Source organism: Micromonospora sp. NPDC049171, from assembly GCF_040648275.1.
Taxonomy (GTDB): Bacteria; Actinomycetota; Actinomycetes; order Mycobacteriales; family Micromonosporaceae; genus Micromonospora.
The window spans coordinates 90141-105560 of record NZ_JBEZDJ010000007.1; the positions used below are offsets into that span (position 1 = coordinate 90141).

General features: G+C 71.3%; 16 protein-coding genes and 1 pseudogene. 11 read left to right on the top strand and 6 right to left on the bottom strand.

What is annotated here, in order from left to right; genetic code table 11:
• Positions 1–104 precede the first annotated feature (104 nt).
• From AB0B14_RS11225 to AB0B14_RS11235, 3 genes and pseudogenes are all read right to left on the bottom strand, one after another.
• Positions 105–728 (bottom strand): CPBP family intramembrane glutamic endopeptidase, encoded by a 624-nt coding sequence (locus AB0B14_RS11225; protein WP_357522333.1) that lies wholly within the window; start codon positions 726–728, stop codon positions 105–107.
• Positions 729–1018: 290 nt separating this feature from the next.
• Positions 1019–1654, bottom strand: a pseudogene (locus tag AB0B14_RS11230) (alpha/beta hydrolase); the annotation flags it as partial.
• Positions 1655–1693: 39 nt separating this feature from the next.
• Positions 1694–1933, bottom strand: a complete 240-nt coding sequence (locus AB0B14_RS11235; protein ID WP_357522334.1) for a hypothetical protein — start codon at positions 1931–1933, stop codon at positions 1694–1696.
• A gap of 93 nt (positions 1934–2026) precedes the next feature.
• On the opposite strand from AB0B14_RS11235, the gene AB0B14_RS11240 reads away from it, so the two are divergent.
• The 4 genes from AB0B14_RS11240 (at position 2027) to AB0B14_RS11255 (ending at position 5126) form a co-directional block, all read left to right on the top strand.
• The gene (locus AB0B14_RS11240) at positions 2027–2596 is read left to right on the top strand and encodes a helix-turn-helix domain-containing protein (protein ID WP_357065051.1); all 570 of its coding nucleotides are present in this window, start codon (positions 2027–2029) and stop codon (positions 2594–2596) included.
• 114 nt (positions 2597–2710) lie between these two features.
• Complete coding sequence (locus AB0B14_RS11245; RefSeq protein WP_357522335.1) at positions 2711–3430, top strand: VOC family protein; 720 nt, start codon at positions 2711–2713, stop codon at positions 3428–3430.
• Between the two features lie 216 nt (positions 3431–3646).
• Positions 3647–4519 carry a prephenate dehydrogenase gene (locus AB0B14_RS11250; protein ID WP_357065047.1) on the top strand — a complete coding sequence of 291 codons (873 nt, stop codon included), beginning with the start codon at positions 3647–3649 and terminating at the stop codon, positions 4517–4519.
• A 4-nt stretch (positions 4520–4523) separates the two neighbouring features.
• The gene (locus AB0B14_RS11255) at positions 4524–5126 is read left to right on the top strand and encodes a 4'-phosphopantetheinyl transferase superfamily protein (protein WP_357522336.1); all 603 of its coding nucleotides are present in this window, start codon (positions 4524–4526) and stop codon (positions 5124–5126) included.
• Here AB0B14_RS11255 and AB0B14_RS11260 read toward each other — a convergent pair.
• The 3 genes from AB0B14_RS11260 to AB0B14_RS11270 are packed head-to-tail and all read right to left on the bottom strand — an operon-like array spanning position 5118 to position 8396.
• Positions 5118–5972, bottom strand: a complete 855-nt coding sequence (locus tag AB0B14_RS11260) for a MaoC/PaaZ C-terminal domain-containing protein (protein ID WP_357522337.1) — start codon at positions 5970–5972, stop codon at positions 5118–5120. The two genes, AB0B14_RS11255 and AB0B14_RS11260, sit on opposite strands and share 9 nt — an antisense overlap.
• 43 nt (positions 5973–6015) lie before the next feature.
• Entirely contained in the window at positions 6016–7434 is a 1419-nt protein-coding gene (locus AB0B14_RS11265; RefSeq protein WP_357522338.1) for an MFS transporter, read from the bottom strand.
• Complete coding sequence (locus AB0B14_RS11270) at positions 7431–8396, bottom strand: alpha/beta hydrolase (protein ID WP_357522339.1); 966 nt, start codon at positions 8394–8396, stop codon at positions 7431–7433. Before AB0B14_RS11270 ends, AB0B14_RS11265 begins: the two co-directional genes overlap by 4 nt.
• 318 nt (positions 8397–8714) lie before the next feature.
• Between AB0B14_RS11270 and AB0B14_RS11275 the strand changes: the two genes are divergently transcribed.
• The 7 genes from AB0B14_RS11275 to AB0B14_RS11305 all read left to right on the top strand — a co-directional run bounded on the left by AB0B14_RS11275 (position 8715) and on the right by AB0B14_RS11305 (position 15398).
• On the top strand, positions 8715–10136 hold the full coding sequence (locus tag AB0B14_RS11275; RefSeq protein ID WP_357065037.1) for a class I adenylate-forming enzyme family protein: 1422 nt from the start codon (positions 8715–8717) through the stop codon (positions 10134–10136).
• Positions 10137–10232: 96 nt separating this feature from the next.
• Positions 10233–10484 carry an acyl carrier protein gene (locus AB0B14_RS11280; protein WP_357065035.1) on the top strand — a complete coding sequence of 84 codons (252 nt, stop codon included), beginning with the start codon at positions 10233–10235 and terminating at the stop codon, positions 10482–10484.
• Positions 10481–10726 carry an acyl carrier protein gene (locus tag AB0B14_RS11285; protein WP_357065033.1) on the top strand — a complete coding sequence of 82 codons (246 nt, stop codon included), beginning with the start codon at positions 10481–10483 and terminating at the stop codon, positions 10724–10726. Before AB0B14_RS11280 ends, AB0B14_RS11285 begins: the two co-directional genes overlap by 4 nt.
• A complete protein-coding gene (locus tag AB0B14_RS11290) occupies positions 10723–11883 on the top strand; it encodes a beta-ketoacyl synthase N-terminal-like domain-containing protein (RefSeq protein ID WP_357522340.1) in 1161 nt (386 codons plus the stop codon). Before AB0B14_RS11285 ends, AB0B14_RS11290 begins: the two co-directional genes overlap by 4 nt.
• Positions 11880–12497 carry a beta-ketoacyl synthase chain length factor gene (locus AB0B14_RS11295; RefSeq protein WP_357522341.1) on the top strand — a complete coding sequence of 206 codons (618 nt, stop codon included), beginning with the start codon at positions 11880–11882 and terminating at the stop codon, positions 12495–12497. Before AB0B14_RS11290 ends, AB0B14_RS11295 begins: the two co-directional genes overlap by 4 nt.
• The gene (locus AB0B14_RS11300; RefSeq protein ID WP_357522342.1) at positions 12487–14130 is read left to right on the top strand and encodes a class I adenylate-forming enzyme family protein; all 1644 of its coding nucleotides are present in this window, start codon (positions 12487–12489) and stop codon (positions 14128–14130) included. The genes AB0B14_RS11295 and AB0B14_RS11300 overlap by 11 nt, the downstream gene beginning before the upstream one ends.
• Entirely contained in the window at positions 14127–15398 is a 1272-nt protein-coding gene (locus AB0B14_RS11305) for a beta-ketoacyl-[acyl-carrier-protein] synthase family protein (protein WP_357065026.1), read from the top strand. The genes AB0B14_RS11300 and AB0B14_RS11305 overlap by 4 nt, the downstream gene beginning before the upstream one ends.
• Positions 15399–15420 lie beyond the last annotated feature (22 nt).

The following is a 15420-nucleotide window of genomic DNA, read 5'->3' on the forward strand; positions in this document are numbered from 1 at the left end:
CCGTGACCGACCCGGCGGGGAAAGTGGTGCAGCGGGCGCGCGAGGACGGCATCGAGCAGGGTTTTCGTCTCACCGCTGGGCGTCATCCGCGATCGGCCACCCGTTCACCGCAGGTCGGCCAGGTCGCGGTGGTCCAGCGCCGGTCGGTCCTGCCCACGATCGCGCGATGAGGCGAGCAGCGCGGCCGCCACGATGATCTGCACTGCCAGGACGAGCGCCTGGGCGGCGGGTGCCTTGACGGTGAGCAGCGCGATGGTGGTGTTCACGCCGAAGTGGACCGCGACCGATGCCGCGACCCCGGCGAGTTCGTAGGCGTAGCCGGTGAGCAGTGCCATCGGGAAGACGCTGAGCGTGAACAACAGGCCGCTCCAGCTGACCAGGCCGAATTCGGACTGAAGTGTCCCGTTGATGAAGAACAGCGGCAGGTGCCACACCGCCCAGGCGGCGCCCAGCAGCAGACCGGCGCTCAGGCGGCTCATCGACGCGCGCAGGCGTGGGTAGGCGGTGCCACGCCAACCGGGCTCCTCGGCCAACGGACCGCCGATGAGCATGCTGATCAGGAACGGTACGGTTCCGCCCGCCGTCGCGATCAACTCGCGCCCTTCGGTCAGGCTCATCGCGGGACCGCCCAGGAACTCCGCGAGCAGTGCGGCTGCCAGCACGGTCCCCGATGCCAGGGCCAGCATGGGCAGCGCCCAGAACAGCCGTGGCCGCAGCCGAAGTCGCACCGTATGGGCGGGGATCGGTTGACGACGGCGATGGCGCCGTATCCGGACAGCGATCGCGCCGATCGCCGGGCCGAATCCACCGAGAAGATACGGAACGAGGGTGGGGGACGTCATCGCCGGTCCATCGAGTGTGCTCGCGAAGAGCCAGAAGGCGAAGGTCCACGCGAACGTGACGATCCAGAAGGTGGTGAGGCCGTCGTTTTGGCGAGCAGAGGTTGCGGGGGTCACGCCGTTTCCCTTCGGGGGTTAGGAACAGGGGCTGAGGGCTCTGTGTGGGGGTGAGCCATCGGTTAACCGGCACGAACCGTGTCGGGCGTCTCGGGTAGTCGGTGGGCGAGCCAGCCGGCCACCTGCGCGAGCAGGTCGGCGTCGACCGGCTGGCGGAGCAGCCGCCGGTAGGAGCGCACCGACGGACGGCCGAGGTCGCGACGCAGCACATGGGTGAGGTCGGGGATCCGGTGGACCGTGACGTCGCCGGGCACCAGCCGGCGGATCTCGTCCAGGTCCGCCGGGTCGACCTGGATGTCCTTGTCGCCAGTGATGGCCAGGACGGGAGCCTTGATGTTCGCCAGGTCGGAGCGCGGGTCGTGGTCGAGCAGCTCCCGCAGCCACCGGGCGTTGGTTGGCCTCCCGAGGATGCGCACCACGTCCGTGCTGGTGGTCTTGATTCGGGTGAGTTGCCGGTTGGCCAGGGATCGCAGGATCGGTAGCAGCGGTCGTACGACAGCGGGGAGGTCGCGGGCGATCATTGCGGCCTGCCAGCGCAGGGCGTCCTCCCCTGGGCGGGCGAACCCGGCCAGCAACACCACCGCCGCCACCTCCGGGCGTGCCCCGAGAGACATGGCGTGAATGGCACCCTCGCTGTGCCCGAGCACGCCAACGGCGTCCGCCCGGATGTCGGGTCGCACTGCGAGGGCACGGAGCGCGGCGGCGGCGTCGTGCCGACCGGCGGCGAATCCGGTCGCCTACCAGTCGCCGCCGGTGGCGCCGACACCGCGCCGGTCGTAACGCAACGTGGCGATCCCGGCGTTCGCCAGGCTCTTGGCCAGTGGTGGTCCAAGCTCCATCCGGAGGCGCGCGGTGTTGGAATCGCGATCCAGTCGCCCGGAGCCGTGCAGGAGCAGAACCGCCGGGTGCGGTCCCGGGCCGACGGGCAGGGTCAGCGTGCCAACCAGGGGAAGTCCGTCGTCTGCGACAGCCGTCATGTCGACAATCCGCATGCGCCACCTCCGATCATTCTCAGTGTTCGCGAACATTATCAACGCTGGGAACATTATCGTATGTGGGAAGATAGGTCCATGGCAACCGCTGACCTTCTCCTGCACCCCGTCCGGATGCGCATCCTGCAAACGCTGTTCGACACCGACCCGCTGACCACCACACAGCTGCGCGACCGCCTGCCCGACATCGCCCCAGCGACGATGTACCGGCACATCGCCGTGTTGGCCGAGGCCGGCGTGCTGGAGGTGGTCGACGAGCGGCGAGTACGCGGCACGGTGGAGCGCAGCTACCGGGTACGCCAGGAGCAGGGCACGATCAGCCCCGCCGCCCGGGCCGCGATGACCCGCGACGACCACCGACGCGCCTACACCACGTTCGCGGCGTCACTGCTTGGCGACTTCGACCGCTACCTCGCCCACGAACACGCCGACCCCCACCGCGACGGCGTGGTCTACCGGCAGGCCGCCGTCTGGCTCACCGACGAAGAGTTCGCCACGATGGTCGCCGAGATCGAACACGCCGTCGTCAGTCGGACCGGCAACACCCGCGACGGCCGGACCCGCCGCGTCGTCAGCCTCGTCGTCGTACCGGACACACCATCGACGCCATCTGGATCGGCCACAGCCACTCGGCCCCCGACCGAGTAACGCAGCAGGAGGGCGCAGCGCTGCGCCCTGGGTCATCAGCCGATCGGATGGTCTAAGACGATGATCGGCTATTTCCATGTGCGACGGGCACCCTGCGACGCCTAGGAAGGAGGCGTGACCAACGAGCGGACCGTTCCCCTGCTGCCGTGCGCATCCATCGACGACATCGAAACCTTCTACGGAGTTCTCGGTTTCCGCACCACGTACAAGCAACGCAAGCCCAACGCGTGTGTGGGGGTGCAGCGGGAAGACCTGCATCTGCAGTTCTTCGAGATCGCCGGATTCGACCCGGAGGAGTCCTATGGCTCCTGCCTCGTACTCACCGCGGACATCGAGGGACTACATCGGGCCTTCGCAGCCGGCATGCGGGCCGCGTACGGCAAGGTACTGGTCTCCGGAACGCCGCGGATGACCCGGCCCCGGGCACGGAAGAACGCCGACGGGGTGGGCGGATTCAGCGTCATCGACCCGGGCGGCAACTGGATACGCGTCTTTCGGGACGCCGACACCGCGCCCATGCCGGCCGCCACGCCTGCCGGGCGACTGGCCAAGGCCCTGGCGAACGCGGTCGTGCAGGCCGATTCCAGGGGAAGCGTCGGACAGGCCGTTCGGATCCTCGACAGTGCGTTGGCCCGGCCGCAAGCCGACGACGACCCGGTCGAGCAGGTAGAGGTCCTGGTCTACCGCGCCGAACTCGCGATGGTGCTGCACGATCCAGAGACTGCGTCCGAGATGCTGGCCCGCGCCCAGTCCGTCACGCTCACGGAAGACGAATCCGACAGGGCGGCACCCGCGTTCGACAACGCTGCCGACCTCGCAGCAGCACTGCGATGACTCGCCGGTCGGCGGAGTCCAGGACGTTCCAGCCGCCTGTCGCGGCCAGAGTCGTCAGGGCGGCGGACCGGACGGTGCCCCCCGCCGGGCGCGCGGCCCGCGTAGGGTCCGTATCGATAGGCGTCCGACGATGGACCTGCCACCGAGCCCAGGGTGCTCATTCCGTCAGCCCACGATCCGGAACATCAGCCCGGCCGTACCGCGGAGGAGAATCGGATGGGAGAAATCCGTCAAGTCGTCGTCATCGGCACCGGACTGATGGGGACCTCCGTGGCGCTGGCCCTGCGCAGAGCCGGGATCGGGGTGTGGCTGCGGGACCGCGATCCGGCCGCCCTGGAGCAGGCCGTCCGGCTCGGCGCCGGTCTGGCGTCCGACCCGGGCGCGCCGGTGGACCTCGCCGTCCTGGCCGTGCCGCCGGCGGCCGTCGCGGCGACGCTCCACGAATCCCAGCGAGACCGGATCGCCGAGTTCTACACCGATGTCGCGAGCGTCAAGTCATCGGTGTACGCCGCGGCCGCGGCACGCGGCTGTGACCTGGCGACGTATGTTCCGGGCCACCCGATGGCCGGTGGGGAGAAGACCGGGCCCGCAGCGGCGCGCGCGGATCTGTTCGACGGTCGCACCTGGGCCATCTGCCCCACCGCCGCGGTCCGTCCACGGGCCATCGCGGTGGTGCGCCGGGCCGCCGAGCTCACCGGGGCGGTGCCGTACGAGATCGGCGCCGAGGAGCACGACCGGGCCACCGCCCTGGTGTCACACCTGCCCCACCTGGTTTCCAGTGCCCTCGCGGCACAGCTCACCGCGGCCGACCCGGCGGCGCTGCGGTTGACCGGCGCCGGCGTGCGCGACGTAACCCGGGTCGCGGCCGGTGACGTCCCGCTCTGGGTGGACATCCTCTGCCAGAACGCCGACCGGGTGGCGGAGCGGATCGAGGCCGTCATCGAGGATCTGCAATCGGCGGCGACCGAGCTGCGGGCGCACGCGGCCAATCCCGTCGAGGCACCGGCCGACCGCGTGGCGGCCTTGGCAGCGTTGTTGCGCCGAGGCAACGACGGGCACCGGCGCCTGGTGGCCGGGCAGGTCGCCTGACCAGATGTCCGTGACCGTGGTGATCCAGCGGACGGACCGGGCGCCGCGCGAGGCAGCACGGGCGCTGCTGCTGCGTACGGTGTCGGACCGCACCGGCCGCCCGATCCGCACCATCGAGGTCGCCCACGAGCCGGGTGGGCGGCCGTACCTGACCGGCATCGACCTGCACGTGAGCGTCAGTCACACCCGCGGCGCGGTGGCCGTGGCCCTCAGCACCCGGGCGGCGGTCGGTGTCGACGTCGAGCCGATCCGCCCGCTGCCCGTCGTCGCCCTGGCCCGCCGCTGGCTGCCGCCCGTCGAGGCCGAATGGTTGACGGCTCAGCCGGAGGACCGCCGGGTGGCCGCCTTCTTGCGGCTCTGGACCGTCAAGGAGGCGATCGGCAAGGCGCACGGGCGAGGGCTCGGCGGTGGATCGCTGCTGCGCCGGCCCGTACGACTGCCGGAGGGCGACACGGCTCTTCGCCCCGTGCCGGACTTCCCCGGGACCGTGGTGGCTACGCCGGGCGTCGGCGACGGTCTCGTCCTTGCGGTCGCCTGCCACGGCGGCGACCAGGCGCCGGCCGAGGTCGCCGTCCGGCACGAGGCGGCGTACGAATCCTCAGCGTAGGGTCACCTCGGCGTCGGCCAGCACCGGTGCGTCCTCGCGTTGCGCGGCGGTGGCGGTGAGGCGGATGCCGGCTGGCTCCGCCCACAGGCGTACCCGGAGGGTCTCGCCCGGATAGAACACGCCGGCGAACCGCGTCGTGTAACCGACTATCCGCGTCACCTCCCCGTCGAGCAGCGTGTCGGCAGCCGCTTTGAGAGCGATGCCGTAGGAGCACAGTCCATGCAGGACCGGTCGGCTGAATCCGGCGGCCGCCGCGGTCGCCGGGTCGGCGTGCAGAGGATTCAGATCGCCGCACAACCGGTAGAGCAGAGCCTGGCTCGTTCTGGTCGGGCACTCCACCACCAGGTCCGGCTCTCGGCCCGGCGGGGGCACCCGGCGGAACGGGCGGCGGACGGCGCCGGGTGCCCGCTCGCCACGCACGATCAGCTCTGACTCGCTGCTCCACAGGGGGCCGGCATCGTCGTCGACGTCCGAGCGCAGTGCGAGAACCGTCGTCCGTCCCGCGTCCCAGACGCCGGTCACCCGGGTGCGCCGGCGTGCCGAGCCGGACCGGGGCAGCGGCCGATGCACCACCAGCCGCTGCGCGCCGTGCAGCACCGCCCCCTGATCGACGTCGATGCCCGGCAGGGACAACCTGCCCGCCTCGAACGGGCTGCCGACCACCGCGGTGCCGAAGCTCGGCAACACCTGCAAGCGGTCCTCGAGCACATAGCGCAGCTCGCTCTCGTCGGCGGCCTGCTCGCCGGCGCCGATGGCCAGGTGGTAGAGCTGCACGTCGCGAGCACTCCAGGTGAGCGTGGCGTCGCGCGCGTCACCGGACAGGGCCAGGTCCGTTTCGATCGTCATCGCGACCTCCCGGTCGTTCTCACCGCCGGCACGACCGGTGTCCTCACGGTCGGCGCGGCCGCAGGAACAGCGCCGAGAGCGCGGCCACCGCCGCACAGATGGCGCAGGCGAGGAAGACGTTCAGAAAGCCGCCCGCCGTCATCCCGTGTCCCGCGGCGAGGATGGCCCCCAGCCCGGCGATGCCGACGGCGCCGCCGACCTGCCGGGCGGCCATCAGCAGACCGGAACCGGCAGCGAAGCGGTGCGGTGGCAGCGAGACCGAGGCGACGACCGACAACCCCGTCAGTGTGGCGCCGATGCCGACGCCGCCGATGAGGCCGGCGGGCAACCACACCGCCAGGAAGGCCGGTGAGTCGCCGAGCAGCAGGTACATGCCGGCCACCGAGGCGGCGAAGACCAGCGCGCCGAGAACGGGGGCGATCCACTGCCGGCCGCTGGGCACCAGCCGGCCGACGGCCAGCGCCGCAACCGCAGCGGTGAAGGCTCCCGGAGTCACCGCCAGACCGGCCTTGATCTCCGAGTACTGCCAGACCACCGTGAGATACAGGATCGCACCCAGCAGGTACGCGTACATGGCGGCGCCGAAGAAGAAGGCCGTCACGTTGGTCGCCGTGAACGTGCGACTGCGCCAGAGGGCGACGTCGAGCGCCGGCGCGGGGTGACGTCTCGCCCGGGCCAGGCTGACGACGGTGAGCGGCAGGCCGATCCCGATGAGCCCCAGGACGCTGGCGCTTCGCCATCCCCAGTCGCTTCCCTGGGTCACGCCGAGCACCACACACCCGGCTCCGCAGGTGATGCCGAGCACGCCGATCGGATCGGGCAACGACTCGCCGGACCGCACGTCGCGGGGCAGACCGAGCAACGCGCCCAGGAGGATCAACAGGCCGAGCGGCAGGTTGATGAGGAAGATGCTCCGCCACCCCCAGGCGTCGACCAGGAGACCGCCGAGGGTGGGGCCCACCGCCGCGGCCACGCTGCCGGCAGCCCCCACCAGACCGATGGAGGTCATCCGCTGTGCGGGCGGCACGAGCGCGAGCACCAGGCTCAGCGCGGCCGGCATCATCCCCGCCGCGGCCGCACCCTGCAGGGCCCGGGCCCCGATGAGCGTCGGGAGGTTGGCGACGGTGGCGCAGAGCGCCGACGCGACGGCAAACAAGCCCACCGAGCCCAGGAACAGCAACCGCCGCCCGACCACGTCGGCGACCCGCCCGGCCGGGGCGAGCAGGGCGGCGAACGGCACGGCGTAGGCGGTCACCACCCAGGTCAGCAGTGCCACCGAGGCATGGGTGAAGCTGCGGTGCAGGTCAGGGAAGGCGATGTTGACCACGGTCGTGTCGAGCACGGCGAGGAAGGTCGCCGCGGACGACAGCAGCAACACCAGGCCGACGCGGGGGGCGGCGCCGGTGTCTCCCGATGCGGACGGGCCGGCGGCGAGCGCCGAGGCGGCTTCCGGCCGGCTCATGACGGCTCCGCACCCCGATGCCCGGGTGTGCCGTGGAGCCGACCGGCCAGCCAGTCGACCGCCTGCCGCACTGCCCGGGCGCCGGCGTCGACGACACCGCCCATGGCGAAGAAGCCGTGCACCATGCCGGGGTAACGGGTCAGCTCGACCGGGACGCCACTGTCGCGCAGCCGGTCCGCGTACTGCTCGCCCTGGTCCCGGAGGGGGTCGTACTCGGCGGTGATGACCAGGGCGGCCGGCAGGCCGGACAGGTCCTGGGCGCGCAGCGGCGAGACGAGCGGGTCGTCGCCGTCGGCCGGATCGGCGAGGTAGTGGGACCAGTACCAGTCCACGGATCGCCGGTTGAAGAACGCGTCGTCGTCGTTCTGCCGCATCGACGGTGTGTCCGACCGGTAGTCGGTGTTTGGATAGACCAGCAACTGGGCGGCGATGGACGGACCGCCGTCGTCGCGCGCGAGGAGGGTGACCGCGGCGGCCAGGTTGCCGCCCGCGCTGTCGCCGCCGACCGCGATCCTGCCCGGGTCGGCCTCCAGTTCGGCGGCGTGGGCGGCGATCCACCGGACTGCCGCGTGGCAGTCGTGGACCGCAGCCGGGTATCGGTGCTCCGGGGCCAGTCGATAGCCGACGGACACAGTGACACAGCCCACACCGTTGGTGAGCGAACGGCAGATCGCGTCCGAGGTGTCCAGGTTTCCCAGGGTCCAGCCGCCGCCGTAGAAGTACGCGAGCACGGGGAAGGGGCCTGCTCCGGACGGTCGGTAGATCCGGATCGGAAGCGGGCCGCCGGGGCCGGGGATCTCGCGGTCGAGGACGCCCGCCACCGGCTCCGGCGTGCCGGCGCCGGCGCGGATGTCGGCCAGGTCGGCGATCCGCGCCTCCTGCAGGCTCATCTCGTAGAGCGGTGGGCGCCGATCGGTAAGGCGTTGTCGCCGCAGCGCCTCCACCTGCGGGTCCATTGGCATCAAACACTCCCGATATCGGAACATTCGGATGGGCGATTTGCATTTCGCTGGGGGTGGTCCCGGATGCTACACGGGTGCCCCGCTTCCCGAAGGCCCGCTTATAACGCGACTCTCCTAATTGATGGATCGCCCGTCCAGAACTTGACAAGTGGGTGTCCACCGTTGACTCCCGCAGACGGCCGCTGCTACAGTCGATTCAGATTGACCTATGTGATCTTGTGCGGCCGAATGTGGGTGCGCCGCTCGATGCTGCTGCGATCGAGTGCGAGGCGGCGAAGCCCGTTGCATCTATGCAGGTCATCACATTACGGGGAATATATGAATAGCGTTTCACTCTTAGCCGACGGGCCGGTCCCGCCGGACGGCCCATGGGTGGACAACGTCCTCCTGGCCGGACCCGACGACGAGTGCTGCCTGGTCCTCGACCAGCCGATCACCCGGGCAACCCTGCGCAACCTGGTGACGGAACGCCAGACCCACCTGCACGCCGCCGGGCTTCGCGCCGGCGGGACGGTGGCGCTCTGCCTGCCACCTTCGCTAACCGGTATCACGACGATGCTGGCTGCCTGGCGAGCCGGTGCCCAGGTCACGCTCCTCGATCACCGCCTGGCCGCTGCCGAGATCTCCCAGGCGCTGTCCCGGCTCACCCCACAGTTCCTCGTGCGGCCGACGACGCCGGTGGCCGGGGTGTTCCGCGGTTTCTACGAGGTGGAGTCCGACGTCGTCGCGCAGCCCGGCGGGCTGCCGGCTGCCACGCCGCACGTGCTCTACCAGCTCAGCTCCGGCTCGACCGGACCATCGAAGATCATCGGGCGGACGGCGGCGAGCCTCGTCGCCGAGGTGCGGCGATACGCGCGGCTCGACGACTTCCCCCGCCCCGGGGAGCGGGTCGTGCTGCTCGGTTCCATCGTCCATGTCCTGGGCCTGGTCGGTGGGCTGCTGTACGCGCTCGCCGCCCGGGTCCGTCTGGTGATCCCGGCGCGGGTCAAGGCCGATGCCGTGCTGGCCGCGATCACCGCCGAGGACCTGCCGACCACGGTGATCGGCGTCCCGTTCCACGCCGAGATGCTGGCCAGCGTCCAGAACCCCGGCGCGACGCCCCGGTTCCACCGGATGATCACCGCTGGTGAGCTGGTCCGCGGCGGCCTCCGGGACGCGTTCCGGGAGCGCTACCCGGCAACGCTTCTCGGCAACATGTACGGGATGACAGAGGTCGGGGTGATCGCCACCGATCTGTCCGGACGGCACACCCCCGCCGTTTCGCCGGCGCCCGGCATGGAGGTGAGTGTCGTGGCGGGGCAGGTGCTGGTGCGCACCGAGACGTCGCCGTACGTCGGCCCGGTCGACCCGTCCCGGTGGGTGGACGGCTGGCTGCGCACTCGGGACGCTGGCACGTTCGACGCGGCGACCGGCCTGCTCACCATCAACGGCCGACTGGACTCGCAGGTCTCCATCGGTGGCCTGAAGGTCGATCTGGCCGAGGTGGAGGCCGTGCTGGCCGGCCTGCCCGGGGTCACCAGCGCGATCGTGCTGTACGACAAGATCATCATGGCCTACGTGACAGTCGCCGGCGGCCGGACGGCCGAGGAGATCCAGGCGGACCTCGGCGAGCGTCTGGCCGCTTACAAGCGGCCACGTTCGCTGCGTGTTCTGGGCGATCTTCCCCGCACCGCCACCGGCAAAATTGTCCGGGATCCAGCCGCATTACGCAGCGTGGCACGGGACGCCGCGGTCCGCTGACGAGCTTGGGCAGCGCACGTTCCGAGGTAGCCGAAAGTTCACCAGAATGGCACGCCGAATCAAGCGGTCGCGCCATGCCAATCGAAGGGAATCCGTATGTCTGCCGACGTATTCGCGTTTCTTGTCGACGCGCTCAAGAACATGAACTATGACATCTCATCGGTGACCCGGGAAACTGCGTTGGGTGCCAACGGTCTGGAATTGGAATCCCTGGCGGTCGCCGAGATCTCCATTCAGGTGGAGGACGCCTACGGCGTGCGGTTCGACGAGGACGAGGCCGAGCGACTGGCCATGATGACCGTGGGTGACCTAGCGGATGAGATCACCGCGCGCATGGGGCAGAAATGACCGCTGCCGCGTCTCTGGACCGGCAAGGCGTCATTGAGATCCTCGCCGAATATCACCAGCGCACGGCCGACGAGGAGGACGCCGACGCCATCGACTCGCTCGAGTTGGCCTGGCTGATCCATCAGGTCGAGCAACGGTACGGGGTCGAGCTCGATCTGCCCGACGAAACGTTGCTCCAAATGTCCACTGTGGACGACGCTGCCCGTCTCCTCCGACAGTCGCTGGACGGATCATCGAGATGACCTCAGGGAAGGCGGAAGCGGTCGCGCCGCCCCGGTGCCGTCCGGTGTCGATCACCGGTCTGGACGTCATGACCGCCTGCGGCCGGGGCGTCCCACCGCTGGCGTCGGCTGCCTTCGCCGGGGAGCCGGCGTTCTCGTCGGTGAGCCGGTTCGCCACGGACGGCCGCCGCGCCGGGCACGCCGCCGAGCGGAAGGACGCCGGCTCCCTCTTCGACGAACTGGCCACCGTGACGCAGAACGCGTGCGAGGCCGCCGGGCTGGCGGCCGACGCACGCGCGGAGGTCCCGTTGTTGCTGGCGATGAGCACCGATCCGGCGGTCGCCTGGCCGCCGGGGACGGCCCGGGCGGCGCATGGCGCCGGGGCGACCGCCGCCGAGCTGGCGCGCCGCTGCGGGCTGGCCGAGGCGACACGCGCGTACACCACCGCCTGCGTCGCGGCGAGTACGGCGGTGATCGACGCCGCCGTCATGATCGGCACGGGACGCGCCGAGCGGGTGCTTGTCGCGGCGGGGTACCTCGTCGACCCGAACCGCTTCGCGCTCTTCGACGCGGGCCGGGCCCTCGCGCTGGACGGCCGGCAGCGGCCGTTCGACGCCGGGCGCGGCGGGATGCTCCTCGGCGACGCGGCGGTGGCCGTCCTGCTCGAGTCGGAGGCGGCCGCCGCCCGGCGCGGCGCGCAGGTGCTGGCCCGGCTCACCGGCTGGGGCAGGTCCGGCGACGCGTACCACGTGACCCAGCCCCGCCCCGACGGCGCCGGACAGGCCCGGGCCATCACCACGGCGCTGCAGCGGGCCGGCCGGACCCCGGCGGACCTCGGCTACGTCAACGCCCACGGCACCGGTACGCCGGCCAGCGACCGTGCCGAGAGCGTCGGCCTGCGCCGGGCGCTGGGTGTCCACGCGGACGTGGTGCCGGTCAGCTCCTCCAAGTCCGTCCACGGCCACACGCTGGAAGCCAGTGCCCTGGTCGAACTGGTCGTGACGACCGAGACGATCCGGCAGGGCCGGCTGCCCGTCAACGCCGGCCTGCTGACGCCGGCGGACGGGTGCCCGGGCGGTCTGGTGGACCAGCCCCGCTCCCGCGAGGTCACCTCGGCGTTGACAGTCAACTTCGCCTTCGGTGGCGCGAACACCGCACTCCTGGTCGAGGCGGCATGAGCCGGCAGACCTGGACCGCGGCGCACGCGGCTCGCGACATCCCGGCCATGACCACGCTGGCGGTGCTCGGCTCCGGGCACTGGCCGGCCGAACGGGATCACGGGTCGCCCACCCCGCCGCCCGGCTTCATCGGATCCTCCTTCATCGGGCTGGCGGCGGAGCTCGCCCGGCGCTGCCTCGCGGGGCACCACACCGAGAAGCCACTGCCGCCGGCGGAGACCCCGCGGACGGCGGTGATGTTGGTGAGTCCCCGGGGCGACGTCGCGACGGCCGCCGCCGTCGCGCGGGCCGTCGACACCGGCGGGCGGGTGTCTCCGCTGCTCTTCTTCCAGTCGGTGCCGAACTCGGTGGCCGGCTGGGTCGCGGCCCACTGGGGGCTGGACGGGCCGGTCGTCTGCACCAGCCCGGCCGAGGACCCGGTGGCCGATGCGGTCAGGACGGCGGAGCTGCTGCTCGACGACGGCGAGGCGGACCGGGTCCTGTTACTCCTCGTGGACCAGGCCGGCCCGGAACACGAGTCCGACCAGGGTGCCGGCGTGCTGCTCGCGAGGCGTCCGGCCGTGCTGACGAACGCCCCCACGACATCTTCCAGGGAGCCGAGACATGGACGTTAAGAGAATGCGGGCCGAGCTCGCCGCGGATCCGGCGCTGGGCACCGGAAACCTGCTGACCACGCTGATCGCGCGTGGTGAAGGGCTGGACGACCCGGCGCTGACCTTCGACACCCCGGTGGACGACCACCCGTCCTGGCAGCCGATGTCGCTGAACGAGCTGGAGCATCGGGTCACCGCCCGAGCCGCCGAGCTGCACCGGCTGGGCATCCGGCCGCGGGATCCGGTGGCGGTCTACGTCCGCGCCGCGGCCGACCAGGCGCTGACTTTCCTCGCGCTGGCCCGGATCGGCGCCGTTCCGGCCCTGATCAACGGCAACCTCGGCAGTGGTATCGCCGCCGAGTACATCCGGAAGCGGCTGGCCTCCCCCGTGGTCATCACCGACGCGGGGCACCGGCAAGCACTGCGCGACGAGGGGATCGCCAACCAGTCGATGGTCGATGTCGCGACGCTCGGCGCCGGTGACCCGCGGCTGGCGCCACCGCCGTTCCAGCACCACCCCGACGATCCGGTCGTCATCACCCACTCGTCCGGGACCACCGGTCTGCCCAAGGCGGTGGCCCACTCGCACCACAGCCTCTTCGCGGCCGTCCGGCACCGCCTGACCCTGCCGAAGGCGGCGGCGCTGGACCGGATGCTGGTGATCCTGCCGCCCGGGCACGCGGCCATGGTGATCGCGCTCAGCGTGGCGCTGTGCAATCACGTGGAGCTGGCGTTGTGTTCCCGGCAGAACGGCGCGTACGTCCTCGACGTGATCGAGAAGTGGCGCCCGATCAGCGTGCTCGGCTTCTCGACGACGTGGTCGGATCTGGCCGGCGTCGACCTCGCCACCCGGGACCTCAGCTCGGTGCAGGCCTGGTGGAACACCGGGGACTGCGCGCACGAGCCGCACATCCGTCACCTCGTCGGCGCCGGCCGGCGCTACGTGATGACGAGCGAGGGCGTGACCCAGAAGCCTGGTTCGGTCTTCATCGACGGGCTCGGCTCCTCGGAGATGGGTCATTCGCAGTTCTTCATCACGCACACCCCGGACACCGACAAGTACCGGCGTTGCATCGGCCGGCCGCACGTCTACACGGACGCCGTGGTGTACGACGACGACGCCCGCGAGCTACCGGTCGGGCAGGTCGGTCAGCTCGGCATCAAGGCGCCCACCCTCTCGCTCGGCTACTGGAACGACTCGGAGCTGACCTACCGGACCCGTCGCAACGGCTACTTCCTCACCGGTGACCTGGTCTTCCGGAACGAGGAGGGCTACTTCTTCCACGTCGACCGGCTTGTCGACGCGGCCGACATCGGCGACGGGAACTGGGTGTACACCGCCCTCGCCGAGGAGCGCATCCTGGCCTCCTGCCCGGAGGTGCTCGAGTGCACGGTGGTGGCCGTGGGCGAGCCCGGCGAGGTCCGAACGGTGATTCTGCTGACGCTGCGTGACGGCGGCGCGCCGGATCCCGACCTGGTGGCCAAGGTGACCGCGGCGCTCGAACCCGCGGTGGCGGCGACCGTGGCCGGCGTACTGACGGCCGACGACGGCGTGCTGCCGTTCGGGGCCACCGGCAAGGTGCGCAAGGCGTTGCTGCGCGACCGGCTCGTGAGCGGGGAACTGCTCGGCGCGGCCGCGGCGGTGGTGCGGTGACGAGCGCCCGTCCCGTCATCACCGGCATCGGTCTGTTCACCCCGGTGGGGCGTGCCGTCGACACGGTGTGGGATGCCGTCTGCGCCGGCAAGTCCGGCATCCGGCAGGTGCCCGCCGACCATCGGCTCGCCCCGGCCATCGACTACGCCGGCTTCGCGCCGGAGATCAACGCGTCCGAGGTGCTACCCCCCGCCGAGGGCCGGCTCGTCGACCGGTTCGTGCTGATGGCTCTCGCCGCCGCCGCGGACGCGATGGCCGACGCCGGGCTGACCGTCGGCACCGACGTGGATCCCGACCGGGTGGCCGTGGTCGTCAGCAGCGGTGCGGGCGGCCTGGACATCTTCGAGGAGCAGAGCCACGCGTACGCCGCCCGCGGCCGTACCGCGGTGAGCCCGTACATGCTGCCGGGCTTCCTGGGGAACATGGCGGCGGCCCGCATCGCCATCCGGTACGGAGCGCACGGCTTCAGCTCCGCCATGTCGACGGCGTGCTCGGCCGGCGCCCACGCGATAGTGGAGGCGTTCCGCCTGATCGCACACGGAGACGCCGACATGGTGATCTGCGGAGCGTCCGAGGCGCCACTGAACCCGACCGGCTCGCTGAGCTTCCGGCACGCCCGCGCGCTGGCGACGCGGTGGACGGATCCCACCGCCGCGAGCCGTCCCTTCGACGTACGCCGCAATGGTTTCGTGCTCGCCGAGGGTGCGGGCATCCTGGTGGTCGAGCGAGCCAGCGACGTGGATGCCCGGGGCGGGGCCGGGTACGCCGACCTGCTGGGCTGGGGTGTCACGACCGACGCGCACCGGCCGACGACGCCCCTTCCGGACGGCACCTACGCGGCCAAGGCGATGGCGGCGGCCCTGCGTCGCGCCGACCTCCCACCCGGCGAGGTCGACTACGTCAACGCGCACGGAACCAGCACCAAGCTGGGTGACGTGGCCGAGGTGAAGGCGCTGCGCACGGTCTTCGGCGCGGTACCGCCGGCGCTCAGCAGCACCAAGTCGGTGACCGGTCACCTGCTCGGCGGATCAGGTGCGGTGGAGGCCGCGATCACGGCGCTGGCGGTGTCCCGGGGGGTGCTGCCGCCGACGTACAACCTGGACGAGGTCGACCCCGAGTGCGAGGCGGACCACGTACGGAAGCAGCCGCGCACCGGCCGGGTGCGCAACGCGATATCGAACTCCTTCGCCTTCGGCGGCCACAACGTGAGCCTGCTCATGGGTGAGGCCAGCACGCGCCGTCACCGTACTGCGGTGATCGGCGGCTGACCCGCGCCAAACCCGACATCCT